Raw genomic sequence first — 17,321 nt, 5'->3', positions numbered from 1 at the left:
TTATATGAGGGTAAGCATACAGGAGCCAGAGTGGGGGAAAACGAAAAGAAGAAATTATGGTTTCAGATATTGCTGATTGCGATATTATGCTTTAACCAGGGCATACGACGCCAGCTCAGCCTTCAGGCTTTTGATCATGATTTGCATTGGCTTTGTGCTGTTTAACACCCTGCACATGGCGTTGCCGCCCTCTATCGAAAGCATCATCCGTGTAGCAAATTCGCTGGGGTTTATTGCGTTTGAGAGCTCGCCGTTTTTAATCCCGTCTTTAATAACATTGGCAATAGTGGTAATGGCTGTAGTAACCATTTCTTTTATCTTGCTTTTGATAGCAGGATTGGTGTCATCAGTTTCTGTAGAAAAGTTTACGATAGGGCAGCCGCCTTCAATATAACTGTTAAGCGGGTTTTTACTGTTATCCAAAACTGCGCCGATTTTCGCAATCGCAGTTTTGTGTTTATTTATGGTGTTGTTCCTGCGGTCGTTTAACCTGCCTAAAAGGTAGTCGACAGCGGCTTGCGCCAGCTCATCCTTGCTTTCAAAATGACCATAAAAACATCCCTTGCTGGTATTAGCAACCTCAAGAACATCATCAACTGATGTTCCGGCAATTCCCCTCTCATTAAATAAAATGGCCGCCTGCTCAATAATGAATTGCCTTTTTTGCTCGCCTTTGTTCATTTTCAATTATTTATTATACAAATATAGACTAAATGGTTTAAAAAAGTAAAGTGATGCAACTATTAGTTTAAATGATGTTTGGAATTTATTTATTATAATGTTCTGTAAAATAGGGTGTTGTATTTTATTTGATTGCGATGGTATACCGTTGCTGCTCAGTTTTTTTACATTGATTTTATTAAAGTGCGCGTTGGTAAAGCAGCTAAATGAATGATTGACATCGCAATGTAATTATCGTTTAAAGTAGACTAAATAGTTTTATTTAATAAACCATTTAGTCTACTTTTGTTTGCCGGTAATAAAGAAACACACAATTAACAAGTTTTGATTTTAATCAAATTTTAACACTCAGTTATGAAACTTATAAAGGAACATCACAGGGGTATCAGCACGGTTTTAGCGTTCGCGCTGATCCCGCTTTCGGGCTTTGCCACTGATATCTATATACCCTCTTTGCCGTCAATGGCCCGTGAGTTGGCTGTAAATAATTCGGCCGTTCAGCTTTCGCTTATCGCCTTTATGATCAGTTCGGGCGTTAGTCAGCTGTTTGTAGGTAGTTTGCTTGATAGCTTTGGTCGCTACCGCATAGGTACAATTTCCCTATTGGTATTCGCGCTGGCGAGTTTTACCATAGCGGTTTCTCATAATATTAACGTTATTTATGCTATGCGTGTTCTGCAGGGCATTACGGTCGCGCTTATTGTAGTAGGGAAAAGGGCATACTTTGTAGATATGTACTCAGGCGAACAGTTGAAGCATTATACCAGTCTTTTTTCTATCATCTGGGCTACGGCTCCTATTGTAGCGCCATTTATCGGCGGTTATCTTGAAGCTGCTTTTGGCTGGCAATCAAATTTCCTTTTCCTTGGGATAGCTACGCTGTCGCTCCTGGTTTTGGAACTCATGTACGGTGGCGAATCGCTGAAAAATTATCATCCGTTCAAAGCAAAAAGTATTTTACAGGTTTATGTTTCTACCATTAAAACCTTTGATTTTTCTTTAGGTCTGATCCTGATCTCCCTGAGTTACGCCATGCTGGTAGTATATGGTATGAGCAGCCCATTTATTATCGAACACGTATTTCATTTTTCGCCTGTGGTAACTGGATACTGTTCGCTGCTTTCCGGGGTATCGCTTATGGCAGGTGGGATCATATCCAAAACACTCATTAAAAAGCCGCTTGTTAAAAAGGTATCGGTAGCGCTTGCTTTACAATTAGGCTTTGCTGCTTTAATGGTATTTACAGCAGGGGTTAAAACAAATTTATTTACCCTGATGGCATTCACTGCTTTGGTTCACCTTTTATCTGGCTTCATATTCAATAATATATTTGCTTACTGTTTAGGCCGTTTCTCTAAAAACGCAGGCATTGCAAGTGGTGTAACCGGCGGATCGCTTTACATCGTAACTTCATTTTTTAGCTACGGAATCGTGAACCTCATGGCTATTAAAAATCAACAGTTATTAGGAACCGCTTATTTATCCTTCGCAATATTGGCTGTCATTACGCTTGTTCTTTTCATCAGGGCAAGGGCTGTACATCAAAAACAACAGGAGGCGGCTGTTATTTTAAACGCGGAAGTCGCGATTTAACTTAATAACTTATGCTAAGAAACATTCAAAGCCGGTAAGTATTTTGCCGGCTTTTTTATGTTATGGTTATTTTATAGCCTTTGTTTTTCTCAACCCTCTTGTTACTAAAAGCATGGCAATAGCTGTTAAGCCAATAGATATGGCAGCGCTTTTGGATACCGCGCCTAAAATTGCAAGCGATCCTCCGGCGGCCATGGCGCCAAAAACGGCTACGCCTATAGCCCCGGCTGTTTGCCTTGATGTATTTAATATAGCCGAGGCCGTACCCGACAGGGTTTTATCTACACTTGATAAGATGCCGTTAATCATAGCCGGTACGGCAAGCCCCATTCCCATCGGGATGATCAGGAAAGGAAGGAACAAGTATAGGTAGGGGGTATGCTCATGAGCTATAAATAACCCTGCAAAGCCGGCTGCAAACATAGTGAGCCCAATAATTATGGGCTTTTGAATGCCATAACGGTTAATTACACGGCTGCTGATAACGTTGGATATAACAAAACCTATAGTAAGCGGCAGGAAAGCGAACCCGGCAGTAAGTGAAGGGTAATTAAGTACTTTTTGCAAATACAGGCTCAGGATAAAAACAGTACCGTAATAAGAGCCATTTAAAACAGCGCCCAGCACTAAAAGTGAGTTAAATTTTCCCGACTTAAACAAATGGAATGGTAACATGGGGTGCGCTACTTTGTGCTCAATCCATAAAAACACACCGAACAACAGTAAGCTCAATATCAATCCGCCCCAGATGAATACACTGCCGAACCCAAGTCTTGGTATTTCGATGATCACGCTAATTAATGTGGTTATCGATAGCATCCAGGTAAATTGCCCTGCAAGGTCAAAGCTTTTTTTGCTTGTTTTGGCAGTCTGCTCCATTTTAAAACTCAGGATATAGCCAATAATACAAATGGGAATATTAACGATAAAAATATACCGCCAGTTGCTAAACGCTATCAGTAAGCCACCAATGGTTGGCCCTGCGGCAAGGGCGGCACTTCCGGCTGCTGTCCATAAGCCAACGGCGCGGGTACGAAGCTGTGGCGTATGTGCGAATTGATGATTGAGTAATGCAAGTGAACTGGGAATCATCATGGCGGCGCCGATACCCTGCGCAATTCTGAAAATGATGAGCGTAAGCGCGTCTGGCGCCAAGCCGCAGCCTGCAGACGCGATTCCGAAAATGATCAGGCCTATCTGGAAGATCCTTTTTGATCCTAACAGATCGCTAAGACTACCTGCCGATAGCATTAGCACGGCAAACGCAAGTGTATAGGAATCAATTACCCATTGCAATGTGCTAATGCCGGCGCGATATGCTTTGGCTATTTCTGGTAAGGCAATATTGACGATGGAAACATCAAGCTGAGCTACTACAAAAGCCAGACTGGTAGTTAATACCGCCCAACCAAAGCCCGGAGGGTTTGTGCGTGTTTTTTGATTCATAAGAAGCCTCCAAAGTTAAGGATCAATTTGCACCGGGAATGGTACTATTCAATGGTTTGTTAAGATAGGATGTTTATTGACCCTTGCGTGACTTATGAGTTTCAAGATCAGAAAGAAAAATTGTTAACCTGATGGCTTTTATTCTGAAGTAAAGCTGATCAGGTTAACATATGATATAGTGTAGCGTCATTTTATTTCTTCTGCTTCAAAAAGCTCATCCAAACGCTGGTGAGAATCATTAACACCGCGTTCCATGCCTGATTGCAGCATGCCGTCACGATCGGCTACAGATTGAAAAACTGACTGAACGGTTACCCTTGTCCGATTATTAGGAAGTGCCTCAAACCGGGTTGTTTCAAGTGTTACGTGGCCGCTTTCGGGTAGGCCTTCAAACTCAAATGTTTGGATAACACGTTCCGGCGCAGTTACATCATGTATTACCCCGTGAAAACCATAATCGTTACCGGCCGGATCTGTATGAATGTAGCGGTAAGCGCCTCCGTTGCGGCAGTCATATTTATCTATGCGCATTTTAAGGTCGCGTGGTCCCAGCCATCTTACAATAAGATCAGGATCTGTAAAAGCCTTAAAAACAAGTTCGCGGGGAGCTTCAAATTCACGGGTTATAAAAAGCTCCTGTTTGCCTGGTTCGGCCTTAATGCCGGTTTGATTTTTTGTGGTGATCATGGTGTTTTTTATTTAGGTGATTGGTTAATCATTATCATAAGCTTCCTGCAAAAGCTTAATATCCATTTTGGTCATCTGCATCATGGCAGCCATAACCCTTTTAGCTTTTTCTGGGTTTTCATTGTTGTAAAGCAATTCGCTCATCACTTCCGGAACAATTTGCCAGGTAACGCCAAATTTATCGTCGAGCCAACCGCATTGATTGGTTTTGCCGCCGCCGGCAGGTAAAGCCTCCCACAGGTAATCAATTTCTTCCTGGTTTTTGCAGTTGATGTAAAATGAAGTAGCAGGCGAAAAATTGAACATCGGTCCGCCGTCCAAAGCCAAAAACTCCTGATCTTCTATCCGGAATGTGCCTACTATCATTTTACGGCCATTGCCTGGGTCGGTAAGGGAACTTACTTCGCTTTCTGAATTTTTGAATACTGAAGTATAAAATTTCAATGCCTCTTCAAGGTTGCCGTTAAACCATAAAAAAGGAGTTACTTTCTGGGTTGCTTTAAATGTTTCCATTGGTTAAAATTTGTTGCTTTTGATATCTCAAAGTTACTGGCATCATCAGGGGTTAATAGGGTGCAAAAACGACGAGATAAGAGGGCGATAGCGACAAATTGATTTTTTTATCCTTTTGGCATTTTGCTCATGTCCATATGGAGTACATTCCAACTGTGACCATCAGGATCAGTAAACAGGCATCCGTACATCCAGCCGTCCATTTCGCGGGCCTTGTGGCTGCTTTTGCCGCCGGCATCAACGGCTTTTTGTGCTAACTGGTCAACTTCTTCCTTGCTTTCCGCATCGATAGAGAGCAGGACTTCAACACCTTTTGCGGTATCCGCAAGGCCACAATTTTCAACAAAGCCCTTAAAAGTAGCCTCATCAAAAAGCATAACGATAACATCTTTTTCCCCAACTTGCATAGCTGCAGAATTTGGGCCATTCCCGAATTGCGAATTAAACCGGAAGCCAAGTTTGCTGAAAAACTCCTTAGATACATTTACATTTTTTACGGGCAGGTTGATCCAAAATTGCTTTGTCATAATTGATTATTTTAAAGGTTTATCATTGTTTTTTAATTCTTCAAGCAGGTCGTCAAGGGCGTCAAATTTTTCTTCCCAAACCTTACGATAACGTTCCACCCATCGGGCTACTTCATCAAGTTGTTTTAGTCGAGGCTCGCAATATCTTTCGCGGCCCTGTTTTTTAATGGCGATGAGGCCGCATTCGGTTAAAATCTTTATATGCTGCGATATGGCCGGGCGGCTTACATCAAAGTTATCTGCTATGGCGTTCAGGTTCATGGGCTTAAACGCTATCAGGTTAATGATATCTCTGCGGGTTGGATCGGCAATAGCCTGAAAAACGTCTCGTCTCATCTGAATAATATTGATATGTAAGTGATTGCTTACAAATTTATATGTAAGCAATCACTTACGCAAATTTTTTCTTAGATTTTTTATCTGATAGTTAGTAGAGCAAAAGCAGACAGACCGGTCTGTACGCATTCTCAAAAAAATCATCATCTTTGTGGCAGATAATATATCCTTATAATATGCTGTTTGAACAAATAAGCCAAAAGCCGTTCTTTATTCTTGGTCCTTGTGTAATGGAAAACCAGGAGTTATTATATACCGTTGCCGAAAAGGTTGCCGAAATAGGGCAGAAGTATAATGTACCGGTGATCTTTAAATCATCATTTGATAAAGCCAACCGTACATCAATTCACTCTTATCGCGGACCGGGTTTAGAAAAAGGCATGGAAATGCTGATGAATGTTAAGCAGCGTTTTGGTTTACCGGTTACTACAGATATTCACGAGCCATTCCAGGCAGCTATCGTTGCTGAGGTTGCAGATATATTACAGATTCCCGCATTTTTATGCCGCCAGACAGACCTTTTGGTTGCGGCTGCTGAAACCGGCAAGATAGTTAACGTTAAAAAAGCCCAGTTTCTTTCAGGGCATGATATGTTTTACCCGGCTCAGAAAGTTATTGAAGCAGGTAACAACCAGGTAATATTAACCGAGCGTGGTAACATGTACGGTTATAATAATTTAGCTGTAGATTTCAGGAATATCTATGATATGAAGGCATTCGGTCATCCGGTTTGTATGGATTGTACACACTCGGTACAACGTCCGGGTGGTGCAGGTGGCAAAACTGGCGGCGACCGTACTTTTGTACCGATGATGGCCCTTGCTGCCAAAGCCTTTGGTGCCGACGGATATTTCATGGAAGCCCATCCCGATCCTGATAATGCCCTGAGTGATGGCCCAAACATGGTTAAGCTTCATGACCTGGAGAAAACTATAATTCCGTTGATCGGGTAATTTTTGTTTGAATATCCGGATCTATGAAAGATATTGCGAAAAGGGTTTTTGATATTGAAATTGAATCGCTGCAGCATGTGGCCGGTTTAATTGACGATACTTTTGCGGCGGCTGTTGATGCAATTCTTCAATCAACCGGTAAGCTTGTAGTTATTGGCATTGGTAAATCCGGTCTTATTGGTAAAAAGATAGCGGCTACATTGGCCAGCACCGGTACGCCAAGTTTCTTTTTGCATCCGGGGGAGGCGTTTCACGGCGACCTGGGTATGGTTAGTTCCAATGACGCCGTTTTGCTGATCTCCTATTCGGGCGAAACCGATGAGGTGCTTAAGCTTATACCATATTTAAAATGGAATAAAAATGTAATGATAGGCATTACAGGTAATCCGGCTTCAACGGTTGCTAAAAACTGCAACTATCATTTAAATATAAAAATTGAGCGGGAGGCTTGCCCGCTCGAGCTGGCACCTACTTCATCAACCACGGCGGCTTTAGTTATGGGCGATGCGCTGGCTATTGCCCTTATGGAGTCCCGCAACTTTAAGCAGCATGATTTTGCCCGTTTTCATCCGGGAGGTAGCCTGGGGCGTAAATTGCTGGTAAAAGTTAAAGACCTGATGCGTACCGATAAACTGCCTTTTATAAACGAAGACGCCTCGTTTATGGATTTACTGCTACGTATGTCGGAAGGCAGGTTAGGTATGGTTATGGTAGGTGACGCGTCACGGATAAGAGGGGTAGTAACAGATGGCGATCTCAGGAGGGCCTTACTTAAGCACCCGGATACTACAACTTTATCTATCCCCGAAATCATGACCGTGAACCCTGTTATAATTGACGAAGAGGAGTTTGTAGGGTACGCCGAGCAATTGATGCTCGAAAAAAAGATCACTACACTGCTGGTGGGCTTTCCCGAAGAGAGATCAATATCTGGTGTTTACCAGATCTATAGCGCATAAAACTCGGTTTTAAATAGCTTTGATTGTTTGGTCTTTGGATTGGGAATAACTGATTTTGGTAATATTTAATTAACTTTACCGGTATCTATAATCTTCTACCGTACTAAATAAATGCCTGATCAATCAAACCCGATCACCAATACATTCCTGGCTCCTGCAAATATCCATATTGCAATAATTGGCCTTGGCTACGTTGGGCTGCCTCTTGCAGTTGAATTTGCGAAAAAATATCCCGTAAAAGGTTTTGATGTTAAACAAAGCCGGGTTGACGAGCTGAGCGGTGCTTTTGACCGGACCCTCGAAACCAGCACTGACGAACTATCTGCAGTTTTAGCGTTAAAGGAGCATGGTAAAGGGCTTACGTTTACCTCTGATTTATCGGACATCGCTTCATGTAATGTTTATATTGTTTCTGTTCCTACACCTACTGATCAGCATAACCGGCCAGATCTGAGCTTGCTTATCAGGGCGAGTAAGTCGATAGCAAGTGTATTGAAAAGGGGGGATGTAGTTATTTATGAATCTACCGTATATCCAGGGGTAACCGAGGAGGTTTGTGTTCCTGTTTTACAAAAAGAGTCGGGACTGTTATTCAACAGCGATTTTTTTGCGGGGTACTCGCCGGAACGCATCAATCCGGGCGACAAGGTTCATACCCTTACCAATATCTTAAAAGTAACATCTGGCTCTACGCCCGAAGCTGCTGATTTTATAGATACCCTGTATCAAACCATAGTAAAGGCCGGAACGCACAAAGCTCCAGCTATTAAGGTTGCCGAAGCTTGTAAAGTAATAGAAAACTCGCAGCGTGATATCAATATCGCTTTTGTAAATGAGCTGGCTAAAATATTCAATATCATGGATATTGATACCCATGCGGTATTAGCTGCCGCGGGTACAAAGTGGAATTTCCTGAATTTCAAACCCGGCCTTGTAGGCGGGCATTGCACAGGTGTTGATCCCTATTACCTTGCGGCAAAAGCACAGCAAATGGGCTATCACCCCGAAATTATATTGGCGGGCCGAAGACTTAATGACGGTATGGGCACCTACGTAGCGCTTGAGGTTATTAAGCTGATGGTTAAGAATGATATTTCGGTCAAAAACTCAAAGATCCTTGTGCTTGGATTTACGTTTAAAGAAAATTGCCCGGATGTACGTAATACCAGGGTAATTGATATTATCAAAGGCTTCGATGGTTTTGACGCAACCTGCGAAATTTACGATCCCTGGGCCGATCCTGAGGAGGTAAAAAGGGAATATGGGATCTCCACATTGAAAAATTACCATGAGTTAACAGGTGCTTACGATGCCATAGTTATGGCTGTGGCGCACCATGAGTTTTACGATATCGACTATCTTGCTTTAAAACATACTTCGTCATCAATAATTTACGACATAAAAGGTATTTTAAACAAGGATGTTGTAAATGGACGGTTGTAAATGTTTTTTATACAATTATTTTTTCATATAAAATTTCACTTTTTCTCACTCTTAACAGAGAATTCATTTTGAATAAATTTCTTAATTTCTAATTTTGTGGCTGTCAAAATAATACATTCGTAACTGTGTCTTCATTTAATTATGACATTGTTATTTATGAATAATTATAGTAATTTTAACAGGTTGCATACTACATAAGCCCATATACATGATTCACAGATACGCTACTTTTATTAAAGCAGTGAACCTTACCATCGATTATATTATTCTTAATATGAGCATGGTAATTTCTTACTTCATCGAAGACCGGTCATACATTTTTTGGATTAACAATAGGAAATATCTACCTATTGTATTGGTTTTCAATCTCATTTGGCTGTTATCTGCAAACATTACCGGCTTATATGAACATGTACTCAATAAAGATTCAATTAAAACTTATCGGGGCGTAATTAAAACCTACCTGCTATTTGTAAGCTTTATTTGCTTCACTATCATTATATTAATCGGAACTAACGCTTATTTTATAACACGCGAATACCTCTTTTATTCGCTGGCCCTATTTGGTTTCCTGCTTGGATTGTGGAAGTTAATATTCCTGAGCATCCGTAAAAGCGATCGTGCAACCCTTATTGATACGCGTACCGTTATTATTATAGGTGGCGGCCGCATTGGGTCGGATTTATATAGCTTTTTTAAGCAAAACCCCGAGCGTGGTTACAACCTGCTTGGCTTTTTTGATGACGGGGCAAGCAGTGTATTGGATAAAAGTCTTTATCTGGGCGGAACTAATGATTGTATAAGCTACGTGCTCAACAATAAGGTTGACGAGATATTTTGTACGCTTCCCAACTCTGAGGCTACTAAAATTGAACAACTCATGCTTGACGCCGACAAAAACCTCATCAGGTTTAAGTTTGTACCCGAGTATTATGATTACGCAAAAAAGCCAACCTTTATACAGAGCTTTGGGCACATTCCCATCATTTCAGTAAGGCCTGAACCTTTGGAGAATATGCTGAACCGCTCTATCAAACGCTTGTTTGATATCTGCTTTTCGATATTTGTTATCCTGTTTATTTTTAGCTGGCTATTCCCGATACTGGCAATTATTATTAAGCTCGAATCAAAAGGGCCTATCTTCTTTGTGCAGGAACGTTCTGGAAGGGATAATAAGCCGTTTAAATGTTATAAGTTCCGTAGTATGCGGGTTAATCACGATTCGGATAAAAAACAGGCCACACGCGGCGACTCGCGCATAACCAAGTCCGGTGCATTTATCCGTAAAACAAGTATCGACGAATTGCCTCAGTTTTTTAACGTGATATTGGGTAACATGTCTATAGTTGGCCCGAGGCCGCACATGATCAGCCATACGCAGCAGTATTCGCAACTTATCGATACTTTTATGGTGAGGCACTTCCTTAAGCCAGGTATTACCGGTTGGGCGCAGGTATCAGGTTTAAGGGGCGAAACACAAACTACCCAGGCTATGCTTGAGCGTGTAGAGGCCGATGTTTGGTATCTCGAAAATTGGTCGTTCCTGTTAGATATGAAGATTATATTCTTAACTGTTTGGAACGTGTTTAAAGGCGAGAAGAACGCGTTTTAATATTATTTCCTGATAGGAGTCGGAATACTTCTTATAATCAAAATGCCGTGTCAATTAAGCTTAATAGCTACAAATTGACACGGCATTTTGATTATATTTTCATCGATAGGTGGACTTTGTGTTAGATGTGGTTTTTTTCTGCTAATTGTATTTATGGAGATAATTAGATCAATGCACAGTATAAAAACATAAAAAAGCCTCATTAAATTGCTTTAATGAGGCTTTTGCATTCTGTGCGGAAGAAGGGACTCGAACCCCCACGCCGTGAAGCGCCAGATCCTAAGTCTGGTGCGGCTACCAATTACGCCACTTCCGCGTTTCTAATTTAACAGGCTGCAAAGATAGTGTTTAATTGTAAACTTAAAAACATAATTTTCATTTTTTCGCTATCGTCCTCATTTAGTAGGAATTAATTTTTAACACATACTTTTTTAGTTGCTCAAAGTAGGTTAACACTGCGTGAAAACAAATATAAACAGCATTAGCCTGCGCGGGCCATTATGTTTCATCTGAGAATAGTTATATCACCCGACATTAAATCGCATCCTTTTGATAGGCTGATAACAAAGTAATAAACACCTGCCGGCAAAGGCTTACCCTTACTGGTACCGTCAAATAAATGCGATGATCCGATAGATTCAAAAACTTTCGCCCCATAGCGGTTAAAGATCTGTACAAGCGCGTTTGGAAAGTTTACAAGTCCGTTGATGGTCCAGGTGTCATTTATCCCGTCTCCGTTGGGTGTTATTGTGTTAGGTATGGTTAATTTTTGCGCCGTTATGCCGCTAACAACACCTGCCGATCTCAGGCTTTCGCATGTTCCTATAGCCTGAACAACATAATAGGTGCCATTACTTCCTGCGGGTAATGCAAACCTGCCATCGGCATTCTGTTGTAATGGGAATTCGCCCATCGGGGAATCATAAAGACGATACAAGTAGCCGGGAACAGGATGCTGTACTTCAATAGTTACTGTCCCATTGCAATTCACAAGCTCTTTGGTTACAGGCGGAGAGATATTCGTGGTTTCGTTTTGTACTGTGTATGTTAATGGGCTTAGTGAGCATCCTCCTGCGTCAGAAACTATAAGTTGGTATGTGCCGGCGCTAATATTGTTTAAGTAGGGAGATGAGCCGGGTATTTGGTTAGCGTTAGCAGACCATGTATAAGTGTAAGGTTCGGTTCCGTCTGCAACTTTGATGCCTTCTATGTGTCCATTTTTTTCGCCGCATTGCTCATTAAAGACTGTTCCGGAGCCATTGACTACAGTAAGGGGAGGAATGTTCTCAATTTCAAAATAAGGGCTGTAAGTTGTACAAAACGTCTGCCTTGCCAATAATCTATATCGTCCGGCTGGAACATTGTTTAAATCAGCATGATTGCCAACTACTACACCAGCCTCATTTACCCATTCAAAATTATCAGCGTTTACTATTGTTACGCCTGATATTGAACCGCCGGTAGCACAGCCTGCATTTTTTATCGAAACCTGATTTGTGTATATCACAATGTTGGTAAACTCTGAACTGACCTGATTGAGCGTAGCGCCGGCAAGAATTCCATAGCCGGGTTTTATATTGCCGGTGTATTGCCATGCGCCCGAGTTATCGGCCATTACAGTAGCCAAAAAAGCCTTGGGTTCGCAGCCGGTACAATCAACATCCGTATAAAACAGCTCAACCCTTGCGCCGGGTTTTGTTTGTCCGTTTACTAAATTTGCGGTTACTGAAGCAATCTGTGCTTCAAGAGGTTTTTGGCCGGGGCCTTTATCCGTATATGAAAATGCGGGTTTTTCATTACAAAAGAAACTGTTATGCGATAATTCAATTTTGTCGCTGGTTGTTGCCTGTATAGTGGCTTTAATGCCCGGATCAGCGACCCCGCCGGTGAATGTATTGCCGTGCTGGATATCCGTTCCGCCTACAAGTATGGTTCCCGTGGTTTGATTGATATTTATCGAAGCAGTATATACCGGTAATTTTGAGGTTTGACCGGCAGAGGCGCCAAAATAGTTCCTCGAGATTGACATCTTAATACCCGTGCATTTTGAAATCTGGAGGCCGCAGCCGAATGTGTTGCCGGAAACTTCAATTGCCGAAGAGTTGGGAGGGTTAGTTGGTAGGTTTGCAAATATATACACCTGGAAATGCTGATCTTTGATCAAGGCTTCCGCCGGGCCGCTTCTCTGAAACTTTTGGTTTGCATTGAAGATATTGTTTTTGATAACCAGGTTGATACCGGCATAAATATTTCCGAAGTCAAAATCACCGAAACCTATATTCCCTTCATCAGCGTTATCTCCACCAATAAGGCAATTTTTTTCAGGCGCCAAGGCTATGCCTATCTGAACCTTATCTCCAAAATGAATACCGTCTTCCAGCAGACCGATAAAGTTTGACTGGATAATATAGTTTGTGATGCCCTGAGCCTCTATGGCCCCACCGTTATTATAAAATACATTCCCTTTTCCGGGTGCGCCTATAATCATCCGGATAGCCGCGTCATCAGCAAATACAGCATCTCCGGAAGATAATTTATTAAATGTCTCCCGCGATTTAAAGTTCCTGATAATTACACCATATAACTCAAAAACAGAGGCTCCATCGCTTACAAAAAAACAATCGCTTCGGTTGGCCAGGGTACCGCCGGTATCAAAAAAAGGCCCCGAAGCTTCTATAATTACTTTGGCCCCATTTGCCGAAAGCAAGTCGCCGGGTTGTGTAGATGCATCGATGATTACAGGGGTGTTAACCTGAGGTAACGCTGATAGGATTGTTATTGTCTTATCTGCGACGGTATTACCGGGTAGCTTAAAAATTATATAATCTGTTTCAGTTTCGCCGTTAGTGTTCGCTAAGCTTAACGCTTCCCTTAATGAACCGGGGCCGGAGTCGCTTCGGTTGGTTACAACAAATGTTTCTGCGTTTACATTCGATATCCCGGAAACCATAAAACTAAGACAAAATAAAGCCCCTGTTATAATATTTACAAAAGGCTTCGCTTTCATTGGCAAATAAATAAGCTGAAGCGCTCATGACAGGTTGGTTGATTTGTAGGTGTTATCATAAGATGAAGGTTTAATGTTTTTCAAATTAAATCCGCCAACACCAAGTTAATGTTAAAGTAATATTATAATACTGATATGTTGCTATTGAAGTGGTTGAATGCTACTCAAAACACTCACCTGTTTGAAAAACGTAAGTTTTGGTTTGAATATCGTAATTGAAAAAGTATCAGATGCGCGATATTCATATTGGATTTTTTAAGCTAAATTTACTGTACCAATTATTGTATCATGATCAATATTACTGTAAACGGGCAACACCACGAGGTAGATGCTGACCCCAATATGCCGCTGCTGTGGGTTATTAGGGATATTCTTGGTTTAACAGGCACCAAGTACGGGTGCGGAGCCGCTCAATGCGGTGCTTGCACAATTCACCTTAATGGTGAAGCGGTAAGGTCATGCGTAACCAAGTTAAACCGCGCCGCCGGCCAGCGTATTGTAACAATCGAAGGACTTTCGGCAAACAATGATCATCCGTTGCAATTGGCCTGGAATGAAATGAATGTTCCGCAGTGTGGTTACTGCCAGTCTGGACAGATCATGTCTGGTGCGATATTGTTGCGTGAAAACTCAAACCCATCCGATCAGGATATCGATGATGCTATGTCTGGTAATATCTGTCGTTGTGGTACATACCAACGTATCAGAGCTGCGATCCATAAGGCTGCCGCAATGCAGACGGAAGGAGCCAAGCTATGAAAAAACTGATCGTCATTATTCTGATTGCATCAATCACCGGTTTAGTCACACTATCATTCCGGCCCGAAACTGTAAAAACTGATAAATATCTGGTTTTACCAAAAGACAGTGTTGGCTCAGTAAAGGCCTTTATGTCTGTTTATACCGTATTAAAAAGTGCTCGCTGTATGAATTGCCATCCCGCAGGCGATTCACCATTACAGGGTGATGATAGCCATATCCATACCATGAATGTAAAACGCGGAGCAGATGGAAAGGGTCTTTATTCGGTGCGCTGCAGTAATTGTCACCAAGCCGAGAACACTGCGGGTTTACACATGCCTCCCGGGAATCCAAAATGGGGATTGCCACCGGCTAATATGCGTATGGTATTCCAGGGGCGTACCCCACGTCAATTGGCCCTGCAACTGTTGGATCCAAAACAAAACGGTGGACGCACAAAAGCACAACTGATTGAACATATGGCTCATGATGACCTGGTTGGCTGGGCCTGGCATCCCGGAGATGGCCGTACCTTGCCGCCAATGAGCAGACCGGCTTTTGCCGCCCAGGTGCGTTTATGGATAGCAAAAGGCGCGTATGCCCCTTCGGCTAAAGCAAAATAAAAAGGTTTGAACGAATTAGAGTAGCCATTATGGAAACCAACTCAATATCAAGAAGGAATTTTCTGCGGGTGTCTGGCCTGGCAGGAACAGCGCTGTGCTTAGGCTTTTATTTTCCGGCCAATGCAAAAAATGAAGAACTGATCGCCGCCTCGGCCGAAGGTCAGTCGGGTTTTGAATTTAACGCCTGGATGCGGATAGATACAGATGGCAAGGTTACGCTGACTGATCACCGTGCCGAAATGGGGCAGGGATCTTACCAGTCGGTACCTCAGATTATTGCCGAAGAACTGGAGGTAGATCTGAAGGATATTAATGTCATATTCGCCATAGGCGATCCTGATAAATATGGTAGTCAGATTACCGGTGGTAGCTCTACCATTAGGGGATCGTATAAAAAATTGCTTAATTTGAGCGCTACTGCTCGTGAAATGCTTATTAGCGCGGCAGCCAACAAGTGGGGTGTTCCTGCAAGTGAGTGTTATGCGCAATCAGGCCATGTGATCCATAAGCCTTCCGGTAAAAAGTTCAATTACGGTGAACTGGTAACGGACGCCTCGAAGCTTTCACCGCCGAAAGATGTAAAACTTAAAAATATTTCGGAATATAAATTGATCCGGAAGCCACTCAACCGGCTTGATACGCCAATGAAAACCAATGGCGAAGCTATTTTTGGCCTGGATAAAAAACTGCCAGGTATGTTGCACGCGGCTGTTGAACGAAGCCCGAGGTTGCGAGGAAAGGTAAAGAGCTTTGATGATTCAGCAGCCCTTAAAGTTCCGGGTGTCAAGAAGGTATTTAAAATACAAATGATGGTTTTTAATACCACGCGTGATGGTGTGGTGGTTATTGCCAATTCGACGTGGGCTGCCATGCAAGGCAGGAAAGCATTGCGGGTTGAATGGGATGATAGCGGTTTTGAGCACGTAAATACCGCTGATATCTACAACGCCCATGAAGAGTTGCTCAAAAAGGAAGAAGGGATATCGCACAAAAAACAAGGAGATCCTGATGGCGCATTAGCTAAGGCGACGCGGCAGATCGACGTGATCTATCAAACGCCATATCAGTCGCATGCTGCTATGGAGCCTTTAAATTGCGCGGCATATTATCAGCCGGACAAAATTGAGATCTGGGGGCCGATACAGGCGCCGGATTGGGTGTTGAACGATATCAGTACTAAATTCAAAATGCCGAAAGATAAGGTAGTAGTTAATATGACTTTTTTAGGCGGCGGTTTCGGTCGAAAAGCCTTTTTGGATTATACCCATGAGGTTGTAGCAATCTCGAAAGAGATTGGCGCACCGGTTCAGGTAGTATGGTCGCGAGAAGATGATATAAAACAAGGGCCATATCGTGCCGGTATTTCCTACCGCGGCCAGGGGGCAATTGAAAACGGGGAGATAAGCACACTGAAATTCAAAATGGCCGGTCAAAATATTGATCATTGGAACGGTCCTGCACGTGGCAAAGCAAACGGGAGCACATCCGAAGGTTTTTTAAAGCCTTACTACGATAGCATAAAAAATATCAGTTTTGCTGATGTGCCTTATGAAATGCCGTTGCCCAATATGTGGTGGCGTTCTGTTTATGCCTCAACCAATGGTTTTGCTTACGAAAGTTTCATGAATGAGATGGCCGTTTTAGCCGGGCAGGATCAGTTGGATTTCAGGAGGAAATACCTGAAAGACGAGCGTTGCCAGCGATTGATTGACAAGATGGAAGAGGTTTCGGGATGGAAATCAAGGCAAAAAAATCAGGGCTACGGCGTAGCAATTACGGAATGCTTTGAAACTACCGTAGGGCAGATAGTAAAAGTTTCCAGGAATGCCGAAGGCAAAGTGAAGATAGATAAAGTTTGGGCTGTAATGGATTGCGGATGGTACGTTAACCCAGATATCATCAGGGCACAGGTAGAAGGTTCGGTTGTGATGGCCCTGGGTGCAGCTACTATACACGAGATCACCTTTAAAAATGGCTTGGTTGAACAAAATAACTTTTACGATTACCTGATGCCGCGAATGAGTGATGCACCGCCGGTGGAAGTACATATTATGGAAAATACGGCGGATGCCGGTGGTGTAGGTGAGCCTGGCTTACCACCATTTGCCCCCGCACTTACCGATGCTATTTATGACCTTACCGGTAACCGTATCAGGAAGCTGCCATTTAATATGAATGCTGTTTAATAAAGTATCAGGGA

Annotated in this window: 15 protein-coding genes and 1 tRNA gene; 8 read left to right on the top strand and 8 right to left on the bottom strand. The window is 42.6% G+C overall.

Features of this window, described 5'->3' with window-relative positions:
• Window positions 1-84: 84 nt before the first annotated feature.
• Complete coding sequence (locus DUL71_RS10885; protein WP_114938100.1) at window positions 85-681, bottom strand: TetR/AcrR family transcriptional regulator; 597 nt, start codon at window positions 679-681, stop codon at window positions 85-87.
• 354 nt (window positions 682-1,035) lie between these two features.
• Between DUL71_RS10885 and DUL71_RS10880 the strand changes: the two genes are divergently transcribed.
• Window positions 1,036-2,274 (top strand): MFS transporter, encoded by a 1,239-nt coding sequence (locus DUL71_RS10880; protein ID WP_114938099.1) that lies wholly within the window; start codon window positions 1,036-1,038, stop codon window positions 2,272-2,274.
• A gap of 66 nt (window positions 2,275-2,340) precedes the next feature.
• Here the strand turns inward: DUL71_RS10880 and DUL71_RS10875 are convergent, their stop codons facing one another.
• From DUL71_RS10875 to DUL71_RS10855, 5 genes are all read right to left on the bottom strand, one after another.
• The gene (locus tag DUL71_RS10875) at window positions 2,341-3,720 is read right to left on the bottom strand and encodes an MFS transporter (RefSeq protein WP_114938098.1); all 1,380 of its coding nucleotides are present in this window, start codon (window positions 3,718-3,720) and stop codon (window positions 2,341-2,343) included.
• 186 nt (window positions 3,721-3,906) lie between these two features.
• Entirely contained in the window at window positions 3,907-4,407 is a 501-nt protein-coding gene (locus DUL71_RS10870; RefSeq protein ID WP_114938097.1) for an SRPBCC family protein, read from the bottom strand.
• A gap of 24 nt (window positions 4,408-4,431) precedes the next feature.
• Window positions 4,432-4,920 carry a VOC family protein gene (locus tag DUL71_RS10865; protein WP_114938096.1) on the bottom strand — a complete coding sequence of 163 codons (489 nt, stop codon included), beginning with the start codon at window positions 4,918-4,920 and terminating at the stop codon, window positions 4,432-4,434.
• 107 nt (window positions 4,921-5,027) lie between these two features.
• Window positions 5,028-5,447, bottom strand: a complete 420-nt coding sequence (locus DUL71_RS10860) for a VOC family protein (RefSeq protein WP_114938095.1) — start codon at window positions 5,445-5,447, stop codon at window positions 5,028-5,030.
• A 6-nt stretch (window positions 5,448-5,453) separates the two neighbouring features.
• Window positions 5,454-5,783 carry an ArsR/SmtB family transcription factor gene (locus DUL71_RS10855; protein ID WP_091207357.1) on the bottom strand — a complete coding sequence of 110 codons (330 nt, stop codon included), beginning with the start codon at window positions 5,781-5,783 and terminating at the stop codon, window positions 5,454-5,456.
• A gap of 176 nt (window positions 5,784-5,959) precedes the next feature.
• On the opposite strand from DUL71_RS10855, the gene kdsA reads away from it, so the two are divergent.
• The 4 genes from kdsA (at window position 5,960) to DUL71_RS10835 (ending at window position 10,750) form a co-directional block, all read left to right on the top strand.
• Entirely contained in the window at window positions 5,960-6,736 is a 777-nt protein-coding gene (gene kdsA, locus DUL71_RS10850; RefSeq protein ID WP_114938094.1) for a 3-deoxy-8-phosphooctulonate synthase, read from the top strand.
• A 23-nt stretch (window positions 6,737-6,759) separates the two neighbouring features.
• Window positions 6,760-7,695 (top strand): KpsF/GutQ family sugar-phosphate isomerase, encoded by a 936-nt coding sequence (locus DUL71_RS10845; RefSeq protein WP_114938093.1) that lies wholly within the window; start codon window positions 6,760-6,762, stop codon window positions 7,693-7,695.
• Between the two features lie 111 nt (window positions 7,696-7,806).
• Window positions 7,807-9,138, top strand: coding sequence for a nucleotide sugar dehydrogenase (locus tag DUL71_RS10840; RefSeq protein ID WP_114938092.1), 1,332 nt, complete (start codon window positions 7,807-7,809; stop codon window positions 9,136-9,138).
• Window positions 9,139-9,346: 208 nt separating this feature from the next.
• Entirely contained in the window at window positions 9,347-10,750 is a 1,404-nt protein-coding gene (locus DUL71_RS10835) for an undecaprenyl-phosphate glucose phosphotransferase (RefSeq protein ID WP_114938091.1), read from the top strand.
• Between the two features lie 234 nt (window positions 10,751-10,984).
• Here the strand turns inward: DUL71_RS10835 and DUL71_RS10830 are convergent.
• Together DUL71_RS10830 and DUL71_RS10825 are read right to left on the bottom strand one after the other, a co-directional pair.
• Window positions 10,985-11,066, bottom strand: a tRNA-Leu gene (locus tag DUL71_RS10830).
• Window positions 11,067-11,255: 189 nt separating this feature from the next.
• Window positions 11,256-13,700, bottom strand: a complete 2,445-nt coding sequence (locus tag DUL71_RS10825) for a T9SS type B sorting domain-containing protein (protein ID WP_161964415.1) — start codon at window positions 13,698-13,700, stop codon at window positions 11,256-11,258.
• 345 nt (window positions 13,701-14,045) lie between these two features.
• Between DUL71_RS10825 and DUL71_RS10820 the strand changes: the two genes are divergently transcribed.
• The 3 genes from DUL71_RS10820 to DUL71_RS10810 are packed head-to-tail and all read left to right on the top strand — an operon-like array spanning window position 14,046 to window position 17,307.
• Window positions 14,046-14,516: a (2Fe-2S)-binding protein gene (locus tag DUL71_RS10820; protein WP_112570478.1), complete on the top strand. Its 471-nt coding sequence runs from the start codon at window positions 14,046-14,048 to the stop codon at window positions 14,514-14,516.
• The gene (locus tag DUL71_RS10815; protein ID WP_114938089.1) at window positions 14,513-15,121 is read left to right on the top strand and encodes a c-type cytochrome; all 609 of its coding nucleotides are present in this window, start codon (window positions 14,513-14,515) and stop codon (window positions 15,119-15,121) included. Before DUL71_RS10820 ends, DUL71_RS10815 begins: the two co-directional genes overlap by 4 nt.
• Before the next feature lie 29 nt (window positions 15,122-15,150).
• A complete protein-coding gene (locus tag DUL71_RS10810) occupies window positions 15,151-17,307 on the top strand; it encodes a xanthine dehydrogenase family protein molybdopterin-binding subunit (protein ID WP_114938088.1) in 2,157 nt (718 codons plus the stop codon).
• Window positions 17,308-17,321 lie beyond the last annotated feature (14 nt).

The organism is Mucilaginibacter endophyticus (assembly GCF_003351025.1).
Taxonomy (GTDB): domain Bacteria; phylum Bacteroidota; class Bacteroidia; order Sphingobacteriales; family Sphingobacteriaceae; genus Mucilaginibacter; species Mucilaginibacter endophyticus.
Note: the sequence above shows the minus strand (reverse complement) of the source record. Positions and strands in the feature narration are given on the sequence as shown.